15 protein-coding genes are annotated in these 17024 nt (G+C 36.9%); 4 read left to right on the top strand and 11 right to left on the bottom strand.

Annotated features, from left to right (window positions below; genetic code table 11):
- Window positions 1-10: 10 nt before the first annotated feature.
- The 9 genes from PXC01_RS13780 to PXC01_RS13740 form a co-directional block, all read right to left on the bottom strand.
- Window positions 11-1327, bottom strand: coding sequence for a TldD/PmbA family protein (locus PXC01_RS13780; protein ID WP_276472862.1), 1317 nt, complete (start codon window positions 1325-1327; stop codon window positions 11-13).
- A gap of 25 nt (window positions 1328-1352) precedes the next feature.
- Entirely contained in the window at window positions 1353-2993 is a 1641-nt protein-coding gene (locus PXC01_RS13775) for a TldD/PmbA family protein (RefSeq protein WP_276472861.1), read from the bottom strand.
- A gap of 401 nt (window positions 2994-3394) precedes the next feature.
- Complete coding sequence (locus tag PXC01_RS13770; RefSeq protein WP_276472860.1) at window positions 3395-3832, bottom strand: DUF4262 domain-containing protein; 438 nt, start codon at window positions 3830-3832, stop codon at window positions 3395-3397.
- A 28-nt stretch (window positions 3833-3860) separates the two neighbouring features.
- Window positions 3861-4610 (bottom strand): LytR/AlgR family response regulator transcription factor, encoded by a 750-nt coding sequence (locus tag PXC01_RS13765; RefSeq protein ID WP_276472859.1) that lies wholly within the window; start codon window positions 4608-4610, stop codon window positions 3861-3863.
- A 6-nt stretch (window positions 4611-4616) separates the two neighbouring features.
- Window positions 4617-7649 carry a sensor histidine kinase gene (locus PXC01_RS13760; protein WP_276472858.1) on the bottom strand — a complete coding sequence of 1011 codons (3033 nt, stop codon included), beginning with the start codon at window positions 7647-7649 and terminating at the stop codon, window positions 4617-4619.
- Window positions 7650-7690: 41 nt separating this feature from the next.
- Window positions 7691-8716, bottom strand: coding sequence for a hypothetical protein (locus PXC01_RS13755; RefSeq protein WP_276472857.1), 1026 nt, complete (start codon window positions 8714-8716; stop codon window positions 7691-7693).
- Window positions 8717-8728: 12 nt separating this feature from the next.
- Window positions 8729-9622 (bottom strand): SH3 domain-containing protein, encoded by an 894-nt coding sequence (locus tag PXC01_RS13750; RefSeq protein WP_276472856.1) that lies wholly within the window; start codon window positions 9620-9622, stop codon window positions 8729-8731.
- A 24-nt stretch (window positions 9623-9646) separates the two neighbouring features.
- A complete protein-coding gene (locus tag PXC01_RS13745) occupies window positions 9647-10204 on the bottom strand; it encodes a hypothetical protein (RefSeq protein ID WP_276472855.1) in 558 nt (185 codons plus the stop codon).
- 236 nt (window positions 10205-10440) lie between these two features.
- A complete protein-coding gene (locus PXC01_RS13740) occupies window positions 10441-12588 on the bottom strand; it encodes a VIT and vWA domain-containing protein (protein ID WP_276472854.1) in 2148 nt (715 codons plus the stop codon).
- A gap of 189 nt (window positions 12589-12777) precedes the next feature.
- Here PXC01_RS13740 and PXC01_RS13735 point away from each other — a divergent pair, with 189 nt between their 5' ends.
- Window positions 12778-13236: a pyridoxamine 5'-phosphate oxidase family protein gene (locus tag PXC01_RS13735; protein ID WP_276472853.1), complete on the top strand. Its 459-nt coding sequence runs from the start codon at window positions 12778-12780 to the stop codon at window positions 13234-13236.
- Between the two features lie 24 nt (window positions 13237-13260).
- On the opposite strand, the gene upp is transcribed toward PXC01_RS13735, so the two are convergent.
- Window positions 13261-13920, bottom strand: a complete 660-nt coding sequence (gene upp, locus PXC01_RS13730) for a uracil phosphoribosyltransferase (RefSeq protein WP_276472852.1) — start codon at window positions 13918-13920, stop codon at window positions 13261-13263.
- Window positions 13921-14061: 141 nt separating this feature from the next.
- Between upp and PXC01_RS13725 the strand changes: the two genes are divergently transcribed.
- Genes PXC01_RS13725 through PXC01_RS13715 form a run of 3 tightly spaced genes read left to right on the top strand, consistent with a single transcriptional unit; the run spans window position 14062 to window position 16632 of the window.
- Complete coding sequence (locus PXC01_RS13725; RefSeq protein WP_276472851.1) at window positions 14062-14907, top strand: universal stress protein; 846 nt, start codon at window positions 14062-14064, stop codon at window positions 14905-14907.
- Between the two features lie 16 nt (window positions 14908-14923).
- Entirely contained in the window at window positions 14924-15769 is an 846-nt protein-coding gene (locus PXC01_RS13720) for a universal stress protein (protein WP_276472850.1), read from the top strand.
- 23 nt (window positions 15770-15792) lie between these two features.
- Window positions 15793-16632 carry a universal stress protein gene (locus tag PXC01_RS13715; RefSeq protein ID WP_276472849.1) on the top strand — a complete coding sequence of 280 codons (840 nt, stop codon included), beginning with the start codon at window positions 15793-15795 and terminating at the stop codon, window positions 16630-16632.
- A gap of 29 nt (window positions 16633-16661) precedes the next feature.
- Here the strand turns inward: PXC01_RS13715 and PXC01_RS13710 are convergent, their stop codons facing one another.
- Window positions 16662-16961 carry a thioredoxin family protein gene (locus tag PXC01_RS13710; protein WP_091603035.1) on the bottom strand — a complete coding sequence of 100 codons (300 nt, stop codon included), beginning with the start codon at window positions 16959-16961 and terminating at the stop codon, window positions 16662-16664.
- Window positions 16962-17024: the final 63 nt, after the last annotated feature.

Raw genomic sequence — 17024 nt, 5'->3', positions numbered from 1 at the left:
TTATGATGCCTTACACCGCATCTGAAAGACTGGTAAACGTAAAGTCGCGCACCTTCATATACGGTATTAAATTACCGTTGATACGTACTTGCTTTCCAAGAGTTTCTAGATTGTTCAGCATGATGATCGGACTCTCATTAAACCTGAAGTTTTTTACAGGATATTTAATTTCACCGTTTTCGATATAGAACGTTCCGTCTCTAGTTAGTCCCGTATATAACAAGGTCTGTGGATCTACGCTACGTATATACCATAAACGTGTTACCAATATTCCTTTTTTAGTACTCTTGATCAAATCCTCTAAACTGGCATCGCCACCAGCCATAATTGCGTTTGACGGAAAAGGAACTGGCTCCACGCCTTTTTCCTTTGCCCAAAAACGGTCATACGCTAAGTTCTTCACCACTCCGTTTTCAATCCAACTTGTCTTTTTTATAGGTTGCCCCTCTCCGTTCCAAGTAGCTGTAGGTACTTCTGGATGCAATGGGTCTGAATAAATATTAACGCGCTCATCCACTATTTTCTCCCCAATCTTATTTTTACCTTCAGGAGCGGACATAAAGCTTCTTCCTTCATCTGCAGAACGCGCGTTTAAAGAACGGAACATGTTACGTAACAAATCTGCCGAGGCAGCTGGCTCTAATATTACCGTGTATTTACCTGGCTCTATTGCTTTCGCCTCTCTTGAAAGTACTGCTTTATCGATTGCTGTCTTTGCTGCTTCTTCTGCATCAAACTTATTTACATCGTTAAAATCTCTTGATACCCAACCAGAACCGGTACCGTCATTGGTACGCATAGTTACCGTAAACTCTAAATCTGTAGATTGATTGTAAGCGAATAATCCTTTAGAATTAATCATAGCACTAAAACCTGCCGAATCATTTAAAAATCCTGCTGCGGTAACATCTTTTGCTGCCGCAGGTACAATACTGCTGCTGGCTACTTCTGCTCTATACTCCGGCGTTATGTTTGCTGTTGACTCGCTATATGTTATCGATTCATCATAAATCTGTGGACCTAAAGGTTCCATAAACTCCGGATTCTCAGGAGAAAGTTGTGCCAACTCCTCAGCCCTTCTCACTACTTTTTCCAATGATGCATCATCGAACTCATCAATAGTTGCCGTACCTGATTTTTTACCGAAGCTAGACTGTACCGCCAGGCTTTGGTTAGAACTGTATCCCGATGTAGATACTGTATTTCTTGCATATCTTATATTACCACTATTATACCCGCTTAAATTAATCTCGCAGGTATCGGCTTTGGAAAAGCTCAATGCCTTCTCCAATATTTTTCTTGCTTCTTCTTTTGTATAAATTGCCATTGTTGTTCTTTTTAGAGTGAAACAATTAAATGTTTCTACCTGTGTTAATTACGTTTACATCATTGAACCTGGCAGTAGAACTACCATGAGATACAGCGCTCACCTGAGAAGGCTGCCCTTTACCATCGAAGAACGTACCGAACAAACGGTAATCATCCTTATCGCAAATCTTAACACATGAATTCCAAAATTCTTGGGTGTTACTTTGGTAGGCTACATCTTCTAACATACCTACAATTTCACCATTTTTAATCTCGTAAAAAACAGTACCACCAAACTGGAAATTATAACGTTGCTGATCAATAGAGTAAGAACCTCTACCAGCAATATAAATACCTTTTTCAACGTCCTTTATCATTTCGGCAATAGAGTACTTTTCTTTACCTGGTTCTAATGATACGTTTGGCATACGCTGAAACTGAACATCGTCCCAACTTTGTGCATAGCAACAACCGTGAGATTCCTCTTCACCGATCATATGTGCTTGGTCACGTATGGCTTGGAAATTTGTCAATACGCCGTTTCGTACCAAATCCCACTTTTTAGCTTTCACACCTTCATCATCATAACCCACAGCGCCTAAAGAACCCACTTGGGTCTTGTCCGCAACAAGATTTACAATGTCGCTACCATATTTAAAGTTGCCTGATTTTAATTTATCCAATGAGGCAAAACTTGTACCTGCGTAGTTGGCTTCGTAACCTAATACACGATCCAATTCCAATGGGTGACCCACAGACTCATGAATAGTTAAACCTAGGTGATTAGGCTCTAAGACCAAATCGTACTTACCGGCATCAACAGATTTTGCCGTAAGTTTTTCTCTTGCCTGTTTTGCTGCGATAGTGGCATCTTCTACCATGTCATAGCTGTTCCTATATAAACGCAATCCAGCAGGACCATCAATTTTCTCAGATTCCAATCCGTCTAAATACTCATAGCCCATACCTACGGGAGCACTCATATTCTCCCTAGTCTTAAAAGTACCGGCAGCCTTGTCTACAGCAGTTACTCGTAGTGTTGGCCACAAGCGGTGAATATCCTGATCAATATAAGAGCCGTCCGTTGAAGCAAAGTACTTTTGTTCGTTGACCATAAATAAGGCAGAGTTCACAAAGTTTGCTCCGTTATCCAAAGCAGCGGCATTTGCACTTAGCAAAAGATCTACCTTATCCGAAACCGGAACTTCCTTAAAATCCTTTTTGATCGGTGTCTTCCAAGACACCTCTCCGTATGCGTTTACGGGAGCCAACTTCACCGGTTCTTTTTGAATTTTAGAGTTAGCTTTTGCTATGGCAACTGCCTGCTCCGTCGCTTTTTTAATACCATCTTCGGTAACACTATTGGTAGAGGCAAAACCCCATGTACCGTTAGCGATTACACGTATACCTATACCGAAAGATTCTGTGTTGACCACGTTTTGAACTTTGTCTTCCCTAGTGAATACATACTGATTTAAATACCTGCCAATACGGGCATCTGCATAGGTAGCACCCAATGATTTGGCTGTATTTAAGGCAACATCTGCCATTCGTTTTTTCACCAAGGCATCCATACCTGGTTCCAGTAAAGCCTCTGTAGGGATGTCGTTACCTAGCAATAATGATGGCATCATCAATGCTCCGGCACCCAACCCGGCGTACTGTACAAAATCTCTTCTTTTCATGTGTTAGTTTTATAGTGTTTCAATGTTGTTAGTGTTGTTCTTTGAGAAAACAACTATTTCTAATTTAATCATATGAAAATTGAACTACCTTATTGAGTTCTTCTTGCGATTGAGCTAGAAATATCTTTAACTGAATTATTCGTGCTCCCTAAAAATAGTTAGGCTTTAGATACAATTATGTTAACCTTAACATAAAATATAACTTTTAATGCCGCTTTTGAGAATTATATAAAAATGGGGTGATGATTTTTTGTACTTCGGAAGGATGAATTGAAAAATCAAGGAAGGGTAGTCCCGATTAAATTTTTAAAATGATTAATATAAATTTAATAAGCAATGGTTCTAGCCGATATAACTAAAATGAGAAGCTATTTATTGATAAGGTAAAATTAGTTTTACTTTTAAAATATCTTCTGATCATATTCGTAATTCTTTTCATTTGGAAAATTACCTTTTAAATCAGGAAAGATTAATTGTAAATATTTATAGTCTCTTTTATCATAATGTTTAATTGAACTTAAAACATATTCAGTCAAAACCTCATTTGAAACTTCAACAAAATAAACTGGAAAGTTATCAATTAACCCAACTATTTTCCTATTTAATGGTACGGTTCCGTCTTTATATTTATTTGCGTAATTACGAACCAAAGTTGTTGTTAAACCATTAGGTAGTCCTGATATAATCAGTTCTGGTATATTAAAATTCTCGTAAATCCCAGTTGAATAACCAAAAGGAGTAAATCCAATTTCCTCCATAACATATGTTGTGTGATATCCATATTTAGAAATATTGGTGTTAACCATTTTAAAATACACTTCCCTTTGATTTTTTTCCATATTAGTTTTTAACAGTTCAAAATTTCAGCTACCTATGCATCTTATCTAAAATCTCAATAATCTCGGTTTTTTTGCGGACAGATACAGGTACGTTTTCTCCATTCTTCAACATTAAATAACCGCCATCTGTTTTGATATAGGCGCTGATGCATTGCAGATTGACCAAGTGACTTTGGTGTACACGAACAAAATCGTGACTACTTAATAAATCGGCAAAGTATTTTAGGGTCTTTGTTACAAATATCTTGCGTTTATCTTGAAGGTAAAAAATGGTGTTATTACTATCGGATTCACACCGAATGATATCGTCTAGACTGACAATGATAATTTGGTCTAGTGTATGTAACGATATCTTATTAGGTTTTTTCTCTGGCGCAGAAATGGTCTCCTTTAAAATCTGTAAACGCTCTTTGTTAGGCTGTAACTGCTCTTTTGCCCTTGCAATTGCCAAACTTAAATCTTCGTTAGAATAGGGTTTTAACACATAGTCGATTGCAGCAAATTTAAAGGCACGTATAGCAAACTCATCACTCGCGGTTACAAATATGATCTTCGATTTTAAGTCGGGGAAAATTTCTAGAATATCAAAGCCTGTACCGTCACCTAACATAATATCTAAAAACAGAATATCGGGCTGATTTTTACGCAGTACTTTGGCAGCTACCACTACACTCTGCGCCGTGGCGATAATTTCAATTTCTGGGTGCTGCGTCTCAATATCCCTTTTTAAAAGGGTTAAGGCGTCAATCATATCTTCTACTATTATCGCTGTATGCATAGGTGTTTAATAATCTGTTAGTAATGGTATTTTAAAGGCAATCTTGGTACCTTCAATGCTACCATCTACATTTTTTATTTCACTGATATGCAAGGTGTTTTTACCTGCAATGGATTCCAATCTTTCTTTGGTAACGGTCAATGCCATTGATTGATGGTCCGTTTTTGGCTTTTCGTTCTGCGATTTAAAAATACCCAATCCGTTATCAATAATACTACAATGCAAATGGGTTTTTGAAGTCGTGAAACCTATTTCCAATTTCCCTTCCTTTTCGCCTTTTAATATTCCGTGTCGTATGGCATTCTCCACAAACGGCTGAATAAGCATGGGCGGTATCAATATCTCTTCGGCATCGGGAGTGGTTTTAACTTTCATCGCGTATTCAAAAGGCTTTTGCGCCATTAACTGCTCTACATGTATGTAATGTTTTAACGCTTTTATTTCTTGGTCTAGACCGATATGCTCTTTTCTTGAATTTTGTAGTGTTTCCCGTAACAGTATGGCAAAACTATTAATGGTAGCATCCATCTTCTCTGGTTTGGTGCCTGCCATTGCCTTTACACCATTTAAAACATTAAAAATGAAATGCGGATTCATTTGTAACTGTAGCGCTTTTTGCTCTAGGGTCAACAAATAGTTTTGTGTTTTCAAGCGTTCCTGTTCCGCCCTATTTTTTGATTTTATCTTACGTATATACCACCAACCAAAACCTAATAACAGTACCACCGCCAATGCCAAAACCGACCATTGAAACCAGTCTTTTTGGTATAGCGGACTATCAATGAAAAAACGGAATGCTATAGGTTCACTTTCTTGCCATCTGTAATTTCTGGATTGTACCGAAAAAGTATGTGCGCCATACGCCAAACCTGCAAAATTCTGCTTGTTCTCCTTTACCCAAGGGCTCCATTCATTATCATCTAACCGAGTTCTATACGCTACTTCGTTTGGGTGGTCAACATCTACCGTTCTAAAGGAAAAACCTAACTGTGTTTGATCGGGAGTTAACTGTAATACCTTGGTCGTATTCGTCCAATCTTTTAAAATCAAGGAATCAATGCTTTTATACCGCTCTTCTACTCCCGTAAAATATACTTTTGGTGCAGCCGCTGTTTTCTTACTTTCGCTAGGGATATGCTTGGTCAACCCATAAATAGCACCAAACCACAAATTGCCTTCCTCATCTTTATCGACCGCATTTAAGCAGGTTTCTATACCTAAGAATCCGTCGTTTCTACCAAAATGATAGATATCTACAATTTCGTTCGTTGCACTAAGTTCAATTTTATCTACACCGCGTTCAGAACCTACCCACAGGTTGCCTTGGTCATCAAAAATAAGCTGATATATGTTATTGGACGATAAGCGTTTACTACCCTTTAGCTGCTGAAAATTTACCGGATTCGAACTGTTGGCATACCAAATTCCCTTACCTGAAGTTCCCAAGAATATAGTATCATCACGAAACAAAATGGAACCGATTGCAGTTTGTTCTTCCAAGCCTGTTTCTACAGTTGTCACCTTATTATTTTCTATATACCCCAAATACCCCTTTTGGGTTGCATAATATAGTTTACCATCGGCAGCTTTTACCATGCTTTTAATGAGCATATCTGTAATACCATCTCTACTAGAAAAGGTTTTGCCAATGACCAGACTGTCTTTATCGGAATAATAGTTGAATTTCACTATACCATGGGCATAGGTTGCCGCCCATATGTAATCATCGTCTGCAATTACGGTTCTAATCCAGTCGGAAGGAAATCCTTTGCTTTCATCAATGATATGATTTGCCGTGCGCTCTACCGAAACGGTATCCATTTGTATGAGGTAATTTTCGCTCGATGAAAACACCAAACTGTCAACCATCTTGGTCTCTCTTAAAAGCAAACCTCTATTATCTGACCCTGCCCAAATATTGCCTTTGGCATCACTAGTAATGGTCTTGATTTTTACATCAAAAAAAGTACTCTCGTTTGGTAATGGGTGAATGCCTTCGGAATAAATTTTTGCCAAGCCTTTTTCCGAAGTGGAAAACCATAATCCGTCCGGAGCGTTATGTACCGCATAAATGCGATTGCCCTTTAAGCCTGTTCCTTGATTATAATGTTTAAAATTGTTCTGAAAATACTTGTAGAATCCGCCACCCGATGTTGCAATCCAAATATTGCCATTTTCATCATTTATGACCTTTCTTATGTGCGGTGTTGCCAAACCACTGGCAGTATTCAATCTTTTTATTTCTGAAAATGTTGTGGTTTCCACAATGGTAACTCCCTCATTATCTGTAGTTATCCATAACTCATCTTCATTTTGAATTGACATGGAATTTATACGTGAGGGCTCTGGCATTAAAAAACGATTATCGGTTGTAGCCTTATCGATTATAAAGACACCGTCATCAAAAGTTGCTGCAATAATATGATTGTTATGTGCTATGACCGACTTAAAATTATTCTTCTCAACTTTTATAATTTCGGTAGCATTGTTACCCAATTCTTTTAACTTCCACAAAGCTTTGTTGGTCGCAAGCCAGTAATAATTTCCATCAAAAAAAACCGAATTGATTTCACTATTGTCAATTTCTGAATTGAAATTAACCTTGCTTACCAGCTTATTTTTGCTGTAGGTATAGAGTCCATTTTTAGTCGCTAAAAATAACTGACCATCAACTGGAAACAATTGAAGTATTTGCGGAGCTTCTAGATTAACAAAGTTGTTTTTTACCTTTATGGAAAGTCCCTTTTTTGTTCCAATAAACAAGGAGTCGTTAACGGTGTAAAGTGCATCAATATAATTGGAAAGCAAGCCATCACTTTCATTCCATACTTCAAAAATTTCTCCATCAAAATTTGCCAGTCCGCCACCTTGAGTCCCTAGCCACAAGTAGCCCATATCATCTTGTATAATATCATATACCTGTGATTGCGGTAAACCATCTGCAATGGTATATGACCGTAGCTGACTGTTTTGCGCAAATAATTGTATTGTACCAAAACAACAGCAAACAATCAAGAAGTATTTAATAATCAGATTCAAAAAACGGATTTCTTTTACGTATTAAACTAACGCCAATGCTACTATAATATTTGATAAAGCGAACGGTCTTCTACCGACACATTTTTGTACTCATTAGCACCATTAGACTGCAAAATAGGTGCCAATACGCACAGTACCGTAGTTTTTCCTTTTATAACTAGCGTATTGCCATTTACCGTACTTCTCCAACGAAATTTTTCTATCGGAATTTGCAAGGCAAACAATACCTCCGCCATTTCTGGGGATTCTGAAACCCAATCCATGATAGCTTCCTTATCTGCCAATTTAGGCATATCGTTGCTGTTGTCAAAAGTAAATTCCCATTCAACCGGAATATTAAATTTAAAACTATAAGCCTCACCAAATGAAGACTCCTGTCTAGTGGTAAAAGCAGTTAACCAATCTATATGTACATCTGGGTAGTTTTCTCTAAATTCTTGGGATAGAAATGCTGGTCCTTTAGACTCTGCCGTTGGGTAATACCCATAGTAAGGTTTTGCCAGGTAATGTTCTGCATATTTACCGCCAAATACATTAAAATAGGGCGATGCAATTACTTGGTCTGCCTTAAAAATATGCTTCAATTCTGTTAATAATGCTTTGTTTTCTCCCAATCCACATGAATGAAAAATAATCTTGGTATTGCCCGTATATTCTTTGCAAATGCTTTCTATGTTATACTCCTTAACTGCATGTTCTAAACTCTTTACGGTAATGCGTTCGCCATTTTCCTTAATTCTCATGGACATTCCTAACCAGGCATTGCTATGGCTTACTATGTGAATTTCTTTAAACCGAACTTGGTTTTCCCCTGCATTGTTGATGTAGGCGATTATCTCACTAATGGTATGCAAACCCTCTACAATAGGCATTCCCTGTTTTTGAAAATACTGTTTTGCATTGCTATAATAGGTATTGTCACTCTCATCAAAACCAGCGATAAATACGATAGATTCTTGAATGCTCGTATTTGGCAAAGCAAGTGCCGTTTCCGACTGCTGCGAAAACGGCTTCTTGCCACCAAGCATTAGCACACTCACCAATACGATAATAAAACACTTGTTCATTATTGCTTTATTTTAAAAGTCTATACTTACTACGGCATTGTCTTCTATTTCACGGTTTTCTTGCTTTTTTATCAGCTTAGATCCGTTCCATATATACGGCGTGGTAATAAATTCTACATTATTTTGAGCCAAAGCATCATCCAAGGATTTTATGTTCTTTGTAATCGTTGTTTTCAACAAAATGGTACTCTTAACTCCTTGCATATCCGAAGGAAAAACAAAATGTTCCGTTTTTAAATAATTGCTATCTGCATAGTCAATTAAACTCGCTACTTTCTTAAATCTGCCATTGTTCCAAAATACATAGCTTTTACCTACTTGGTAACCGGTATCCGCATCGGCTAAATCTACTGTAATCACATCTTCTACATTGAACAAACCAAGACTACCATGGTTTTCAATATGAGCCGGTATAGCAGACAAACTATCTAACACTATTTTATCTAATTGTTGACCGTATTTAAAGGCACGTAATTGGTACTTTACCTCCGTAATACCTGCTTCGTTCGTTGTACTGCTTTCATAACCGTACACAAACTTCACCTGGTTGTCCGCAATACTACCAAAGGATTTCTGCGCTATCATTCCGCCCCACACCCATCCGGTCTGGTCTCCTGTGGTTACTCTATACCAATGGCTTTTGATACCGTCTATTTCCTTGGCATACAGACTCTTTTCCCACAACACCATTTTAGTACCAATATTTAACAAGGTTACTTTTTTACTACGTACAGATGGCTTTTCTCGTAAAAATACCTTGTGTGCCAATAAATACTCATAGGTTAATTCTTCGGCAGGAATTTCTTTATCCATAACTTCAAACTCTACTTGTTCTACACTTTGCGCAAATAAATTTGCAACTACAAATAAGCAAATGAACAGGACACTTTTCTTTACATTTTTCATGATTTTAAATTTTAAGGGTTATTACTAATTAATTGCTGTTATAGCATCTTCTGTATCAAAGTCATCATCGTTCCAAGCAATGCTTCTTAGCACTTTTATGTCTTTGATCGTATATGTTTCCGTGTATTGTAATGCGGCTCTTAGAATAGTTCCTTCCTTGCCAAATGACTGGTTAGGAAATATGTAATGTATGTCTGAAATAGGTTCGTAAGCATACTCATTTTTTATACTTGGCAGGGCAATGACCCCATCTTCACCAAGCAAATAATAGAACTCTTTTGTACTGGAACAACATGCATTATACTCAAGGGTGATTTTCAAAATTTCTGTGATTCCTTCTAATGCCGGTTCTTCCAAAACCGAGATTCTCATTTCATCTAAAAAACCAAAATCTGCAATATTCAAGGTGGCAATAGTCTTCTCTGGATTTTTGGTTTCAATGACATCTACCGCCCAGGTGTCTTCTTCCTCTTGCCCAACGGTTCTTTGGTTAGTGACATCATAGGTATCGGTTAGTTTAAACTCTTGTGCATTAGCGGTAAAAACACATAATATGATTGTTAAAAAAATGAATTTTCTCATGATAATTATTTTAGTTGTTTTCTTTCTACACTACTAAATTACTACGGAGACAAGGCTTTTATAAGGGTGTTCTAGTATTCGTAGCTGTTCATCTAGAATTCGTTGAACAGCCCGTATTTATTCAAGTTTCAACATGTTTATTCTTCAATGTATCGCAGAAGAAAAACCTGCAAAATGACAGACATCTTACAGGTTTTCTTCTCCTTTCGGAGAACCAACTAACCAAAACTAACTACCTATTTTTTCAATGTTAATGTGATTTCTTTTTTAACGGATTTTAAACTTATTTTTTCAAAATCCAACAGCATACTTTCATCAACTGTCCAGCTGCCATTCTCAAATTTTTCTACACGTATAACCTTGCCTTCAGCATTGAATTTTATACGCAGACTTTCATACTTTTTCAAGTATTCCGAAACTAATTTGGCATACATCACTTTAAATTCCATCGTTAACTGTCTTTTTACATTCTTTGCTATCTCGTCTTCAAAAATGATGTTGAACGTGCGTTTGAATTTGCTAGTTTCTTTGACTTCAGCTTCTGCTCCTACGGCGGAATTGTTTACGTTATCTGGCATTGGCAAGCGCTGTTTTACTTTCGTCAGCGTACCATCTTTATTGACTATGGCTTCATCAACCGCTACAAAAGAGGTGTAATTCGTCAACAAGTTATATTTGAGTCCTAGTGCCACCACTTCAGCTTTCACATCTTCATTAAATAGCTTCTTGTAATCATCCAATTCCCCTATCCGCTTTCTAGCCCACAAATAACCCAAGGCTTTGTTCTGCTTGCTTAATTGTCCGTCAGTTACGTTAAACACTTGTCTAAAACGTTTTTTACCTTGATATCCGGTGACGATAATTTTCCCATCTGCCTTACCCTTATATTTACCGTGAACCACAACCGGTCTTGCTGCAAATACATCTGGTATGCTCTTTTGGGCAAGGTCGTACATATCAAACCCTTTGGATTCAATCTTTACTCGTGTCAATAATGGAGTTGCTATATAATTTGCAAAGTCTTTAGCCACTTCTGCAGCTTCTTCAGACGTTGTGGCAATGAACGATTCGCTGTTAGAAACCTTTGCCATACCTTCAACTAAATACCTATTTACACTAGAACCGATACCGAAAGTGAAGACACTGGCTTGGTCTAGATTGTTACGTATAAGTTCAAAGGCTTCTTTTTCAACGCTAACATAACCATCGGTAATGACCACCATAGACCTTGCTACGCTCATATCTTTTCTAGGCACCTTATATGCTGTTTGCAGCGCACTTAACAATTGTGTGCCACCACCGCCTTGACCTTCTGATAAAAACCGAATTGCCGCCTCTATATTCTGCTCGTTGATTTCTACAGGCACAGCGCTAAACATAGTTGAACTTGATGCAAATAGCTGAACATTGAACGTATCCGTCATTCGTAATCCACATAAAAGATTGCGCATTAAGGTTCGTGATACTTCTAAAGGATACCCGTTCATAGAGCCCGATACATCAACGATAAACAAATATTCACGTGACGGAATATCGTCTAACACCACATTCTTGTTAGGTTCCATTTGAAAAGAAAAGAAGTTTTCTTCTTCGCCTTCGTATAGCAATAATCCGGTTTGTATTTGATTGCCCCTAAAATTGTATTTCAAGATAAAATCTCTGTTCGACGGATTTTTATTTTCTTCGGATAGTACAATCTCAGCTGTTTTCGCATCAGGATAATCCACTGTAATTTCGTGTGATGCACTATTGACATGCTGAATGACCATACCTGCGTTTAGCCTAACCGAAATATCGAAATCAAAACTATCTGCAATACCTTTTGCTGTGTATGGCATTGCAAAACTACCTTCTGCTTCAGTACTTTCCCCAGTAAATCGTGGACCCACTACGGCAGGTGCTACGAACTGATATTCGCCATTTACAGGCACCAACATTTCGGTATAATAAATGTCGATCGTAATTTCATCGCCAGGCATAATATTGCCCACATTCATTTGAAATACATTGGGTCTATGTTGCTCTAACTTTGCAGCACGCTTACCTTCTTCAATGGCGGTATCGTATACTTTTTTAGCTTCTTGCTTTTCAAAAATTTTGGCAACTACAAGTCGGTCATTAACTATCATATGCATTTTATGAACCGCTGCCTGTGTAGATAGCGGAAACACGTACTTGGCTTCTATAGGTTCGGCTCCTTTGTTTTGATATACTTGTGTAACGCGGACATGGGCAATGGTACCCGCTATATTTGCTTCTGTTATGGAAGATTTTAAAGGTATAAAGGCGTTCTTGGTAGAGACCAATAAATACGGACTTTCAGTATCTTGGGAAAAACCTGCAAAGCAGATTGTGCACAGTAAAAAGGTGTAAAGTAGTTTCATGATCGTTGTATTAGATTATTATTTGGTGTCAAATCTAACAGTGAACAATCGCTAAAAAGGGTGGCTTTTAGTATTCGTTGGGTATTATCTAGAATTCGTTGTCAAAGTAATTTTCTAATACTGACCAATATCATGTGCCACTAAATTAATGATATATACTTTTATAGTATCAACAATCAACAATTGGTCATGAGAAGAAATATGAATCTAGAAGAATGTAAGGCGTTATTAGGACAAAACTACATTGGCAGGCTTTCCTACCTTTCAGGAGGATACCCATTCATTGTGCCTACTACATTTTACTACGATTCTGACACGCATTCCATTACCTGCTATTCTAGCGGGGGACACAAAATTCAAGAAATGCGAAAGAATACCAAGGTTTGCTTGGGAGTTGATGAAATAGCTTCCATAGCCAATTGGAAGTCCGTTTTAGTTAAGGGTATCTTTGAGGAGCTCTCTAGAATTGATGCCAAACATATGCTACATGAATTTTCTGATGGCGTTAAAAAATTAATAGCAACCATTTACGGTGAGCACCCAAAATATATAAGTGAGTTTTCTGCAAAAATTGATGCCGAAGAAGCGCCGATCGTATTTCGTATCAATATTAATGAACTGACCGGAAAGTTAAGAAGTAAACGCTAAATTTAACACGAACGCCAATAAAGGTTATACCTCTATTTTAGGTCCGTAAGCCAAATCACCGGCATCTCCTATACCTGGCATTATATAGCCCCGTGCATTCAATTCCGGATCTACTGCCGCAATCCATAAATGCGTCTGTGCCGGGAAAACGCTTTGTACAAACTCAATACCCTGTTGCGAGCCAATAACAGAAACAATATGAATTTGTTTGGGTGTGCCATGGTCCTTTAAACCCTTTAACACATTTTCCAACGTTCTACCGGTAGCTAACATAGGGTCTGTTAACACCAATACCTTACCTTCTAGAGATGGTGCCGCAAAATAGTCGACCACGACTTCAAACTCATCTTCGCCGTTTTCATGTTTACGGTAGGCAGATATAAACGCGTTTTCAGCCGCATCAAAATAATTTAAAAGCCCTTGGTGCAATGGTAAACCTGCTCTTAAAATAGAACATATAACAACTTGATCTTGACTTAAATGCATTGATTTATTACCAAGCGGAGTTTCTATATCTTTAGGGCTGTAAAGCAACTCTTTACTGAACTCATAACCTAGCACCTCTCCTATTCGCTCTATATTTCTACGAAATCGCATGGGATCTTTTTGAATCTGTACATCGCGTATTTCCGAAATAAACTGATTAAGAACTGAATTTTGGTCTCCTAAATTATGAATGGTCATATTTACTGGTTTTACAATCAAAAGTACCCATTTTAATCAAAAATGGCATATCATTATCATTACAAAACATAGTACTACTGATATTTATCATAGGTATTCTTCTTTGTTGATTTTACATTTAAAATATCAATTAGATAAATTATGAAAAATATTCTCATACCCACTGACTTTTCTAACAATGCCGATCACGCCATCTCGTATGCATTGAATGTATTTAAATGCGAACGCGCAAATTTTTACTTTTTACATGCGTATGCCGATGAAGTTTACGGACCTTATCATAAGGTAGATGCAGAAACATTTGAGAAACAGAAGAAGATTATTGCTGATGATTCTGAAAATAAACTGAACAAACTTGTTACCGAAACCCAAACTAAAACGCATAACCCTTTACATAAATATGAAGCAGTACCCGCTTTTGAATCTTTGGTAGATGCCTTGAACAACTTTGCCGATCTAAAAAATATTGATCTTATCATAATGGGTACCAAAGGTAAAACCGCCAACTCTAAAATAACCTTTGGCAGCAATACCGTACAAGTTTTTAAATATGTAAAATGCCCTGTTTTGGCAGTCCCTGACCAATATGACTATACTCAACCTAAAAAAATACTTTTCCCCAGCAATTACATGATACCCTACAAACGAAGAGAATTGAAGCTACTGGATATTTTAGCGGGAGAGTTTAAGGCTGAAGTTCATAGTTTATATATTTCTGATTTTGTTGATTTAAGCCATAGGCAGTTGGACAATAAAAAATTCTTGGAAGAATCTCTACCTCACGCCAGGTTATCATTTGTGACCAAAGGTTTAGAAAATAGAGCCAAAGCCATCTCAACTTATATTACCGATCATAATATGGACCTTTTGGTCATGGTAAATTCAAGACACTCCTTTCTGGAAGATATGCTGTATAAATCTACTATTGATGAAATTGGTCTTTCACCAACCATTCCGTTTTTGGTCATGCAAAATCTACCCCGCTAATTAAAATTATATCGCTATGAAAAATATATTGATTACTACAGATTTCTCTGATAATGCATGGAACGCCATTTTTACCGCATTGAAAATATATGCAGAAGTCGAATGCCACTTCTATTTACTTCATGCTTATGAACCTACCCCTTTAAATCTTATGGGTGCTAAAAGTCAGCAACGACTTGGAGCAATATATGATTCTCTTTCAAAATACTCGGTTCAAGAATTAGAAGAAGTACTATCCTATTTAAAAACAAACCATAAAAACCCAAAGCATCAATTTAGGACGTTGTCAAAACCGGGAAACTTAGAAACCGCAGTAGAGAACGTTATCCATAAAAATGATATAGATTTTTTAATAATGGGTACACAAGGTGCTACTGGTGCCAAAGAGGTTTTCTTGGGAAGCAACACCGTAAAAGTCTTAAAGCATATCAAGAACATTCCTATTCTAACAGTACCTACCGGACATAATTTTCAAAACTTGACCCAAGTAATCTTTGCTACGGATTATAGTTCACCCTATAAGAAAAGTGTATTAGAGCCTATTCTAGAACTTTCTAAAATATGGAAAGCTTCTATTGAAATTGTACATGTTGCTTTGGAGTTTAATTTAAACGACAATCAAGAGTTACATAAAGATGTACTTAGAGAAAGACTCACCGGTCAAAAATATAAATTCAGTAACATACCGTTCGCCATAAACATATCTACAAGTATTGATGAATATGTAGGTAACAATACTGCGGCAATTCTTAGCTTAATTAGACATCAACATACATTTTGGGAGAAAGTTATAGGAGAACCGGTTGTCAACAAAATTGCATTTCATTCTAAAATTCCGGTTTTGTTTTTGCCCCGATACTAATTAGTCAAAATTAAACGGTCACCATGAAAAACATATTAATCCCTACCGATTTCTCCGATAATGCCTGGAACGCTTTATTATACGGAATTACATTCTTCAAAAAAACGCAATGTACCTTTCATATTGTGCACATCAACGCTATAAATACCAATTCTAGTGGAGAAGCCGCATTATATGTTTCACCAGATATTTTAGAAGAAACCATACTTGCGGAGCCTAAAGAAAAGCTACAGCATCTATTAAAGAGAATTGAAAAACTTCCATTAAATGCAAAACATAATTTTAAAGTTCAGGCTATATATGGTTTTCTCATTAATGAACTAAAGACTTTGGTGATCAATAAAAATATCGATTTAATAATTATGGGCACAAAGGGTGCTACGGGACTTAAATCAGTATCCATAGGTAGTAACACCGGTAATGTTATTACCAAAGTTCCCTGCAATGTAATGGCTGTACCTGAAAATGCATGTTATGAAAATATTCAGGAAATTGGTTTTCCCTCAGATTTAAATATCGCATACGATATCAAAGTCTTGGAAACGATAAAAGATATAATTCTTCTAAAAAGATCTGCCTTACGCTTACTTTATATTTCTGGCACAAATGAAGAGTTGAGCCAAAATCAAACTAAGGTCAAAAATTTCATATTAGATTATTTTAAGGATCATGTTTGTACCTATCATAATATCACAGGAAAAAACATAGACGAATCCGTACAATGTTTTACCGAGAGCAGAAATCTTGATATGGTAATCATGGTGGCAAAAAATCTTAATTTTCTAGAACGAATTCTTTTTAGGCCAACAGTTGAAAAAATTAGTTACCATACCAAAGTACCATTTCTGGTTATACATGAATAACAAAGAAGGTTTTATAGCAAAAAAGTACTTTAACGATGTTCATTTATTGCCAATCTAATATCCTCAATGGGCATAACACCTGTATGCCTCCACATGGGTAAACCGTTCTTGAACAATACCAAGGTAGGTACACCCTTAATTTTATATTTTTTTACAATTGCCTTTTCTAGCTCTACGTCTATTTCAAGACTATTGATCGCTGTTGCCCCTTCTTCTACTATTTTCTCCACTGTTGGCCTCATAAGTTTACAGGGCACACACCAAGATGCAAAAAAATACACCAATGTGGGATTTTCCGAGGCTATGGTCTTTTTAAAAAGTTTTCTCATTACACACTACTTTTATACTATATAATAACCAATTAAATACTTTTCAATACTGACGAATATCAT

This window comes from Maribacter huludaoensis (assembly GCF_029350945.1).
GTDB lineage: Bacteria > Bacteroidota > Bacteroidia > Flavobacteriales > Flavobacteriaceae > Maribacter > Maribacter huludaoensis.
Note: the sequence above shows the minus strand (reverse complement) of the source record. Positions and strands in the feature narration are given on the sequence as shown.

Coding starts and splice junctions, on each gene's coding strand:
- PXC01_RS13720 (WP_276472850.1), top strand. CDS start 14,924: ATGAAAAATATATTGATTACTACAGATTTCTCTGATAATGCATGGAAC.
- PXC01_RS13765 (WP_276472859.1), bottom strand. CDS start 4,610: ATGCATACAGCGATAATAGTAGAAGATATGATTGACGCCTTAACCCTT.
- upp (WP_276472852.1), bottom strand. CDS start 13,920: ATGACCATTCATAATTTAGGAGACCAAAATTCAGTTCTTAATCAGTTT.
- PXC01_RS13710 (WP_091603035.1), bottom strand. CDS start 16,961: ATGAGAAAACTTTTTAAAAAGACCATAGCCTCGGAAAATCCCACATTG.
- PXC01_RS13755 (WP_276472857.1), bottom strand. CDS start 8,716: ATGAACAAGTGTTTTATTATCGTATTGGTGAGTGTGCTAATGCTTGGT.
- PXC01_RS13775 (WP_276472861.1), bottom strand. CDS start 2,993: ATGAAAAGAAGAGATTTTGTACAGTACGCCGGGTTGGGTGCCGGAGCA.
- PXC01_RS13725 (WP_276472851.1), top strand. CDS start 14,062: ATGAAAAATATTCTCATACCCACTGACTTTTCTAACAATGCCGATCAC.
- PXC01_RS13750 (WP_276472856.1), bottom strand. CDS start 9,622: ATGAAAAATGTAAAGAAAAGTGTCCTGTTCATTTGCTTATTTGTAGTT.
- PXC01_RS13780 (WP_276472862.1), bottom strand. CDS start 1,327: ATGGCAATTTATACAAAAGAAGAAGCAAGAAAAATATTGGAGAAGGCA.
- PXC01_RS13745 (WP_276472855.1), bottom strand. CDS start 10,204: ATGAGAAAATTCATTTTTTTAACAATCATATTATGTGTTTTTACCGCT.
- PXC01_RS13735 (WP_276472853.1), top strand. CDS start 12,778: ATGAGAAGAAATATGAATCTAGAAGAATGTAAGGCGTTATTAGGACAA.
- PXC01_RS13715 (WP_276472849.1), top strand. CDS start 15,793: ATGAAAAACATATTAATCCCTACCGATTTCTCCGATAATGCCTGGAAC.
- PXC01_RS13740 (WP_276472854.1), bottom strand. CDS start 12,588: ATGAAACTACTTTACACCTTTTTACTGTGCACAATCTGCTTTGCAGGT.
- PXC01_RS13770 (WP_276472860.1), bottom strand. CDS start 3,832: ATGGAAAAAAATCAAAGGGAAGTGTATTTTAAAATGGTTAACACCAAT.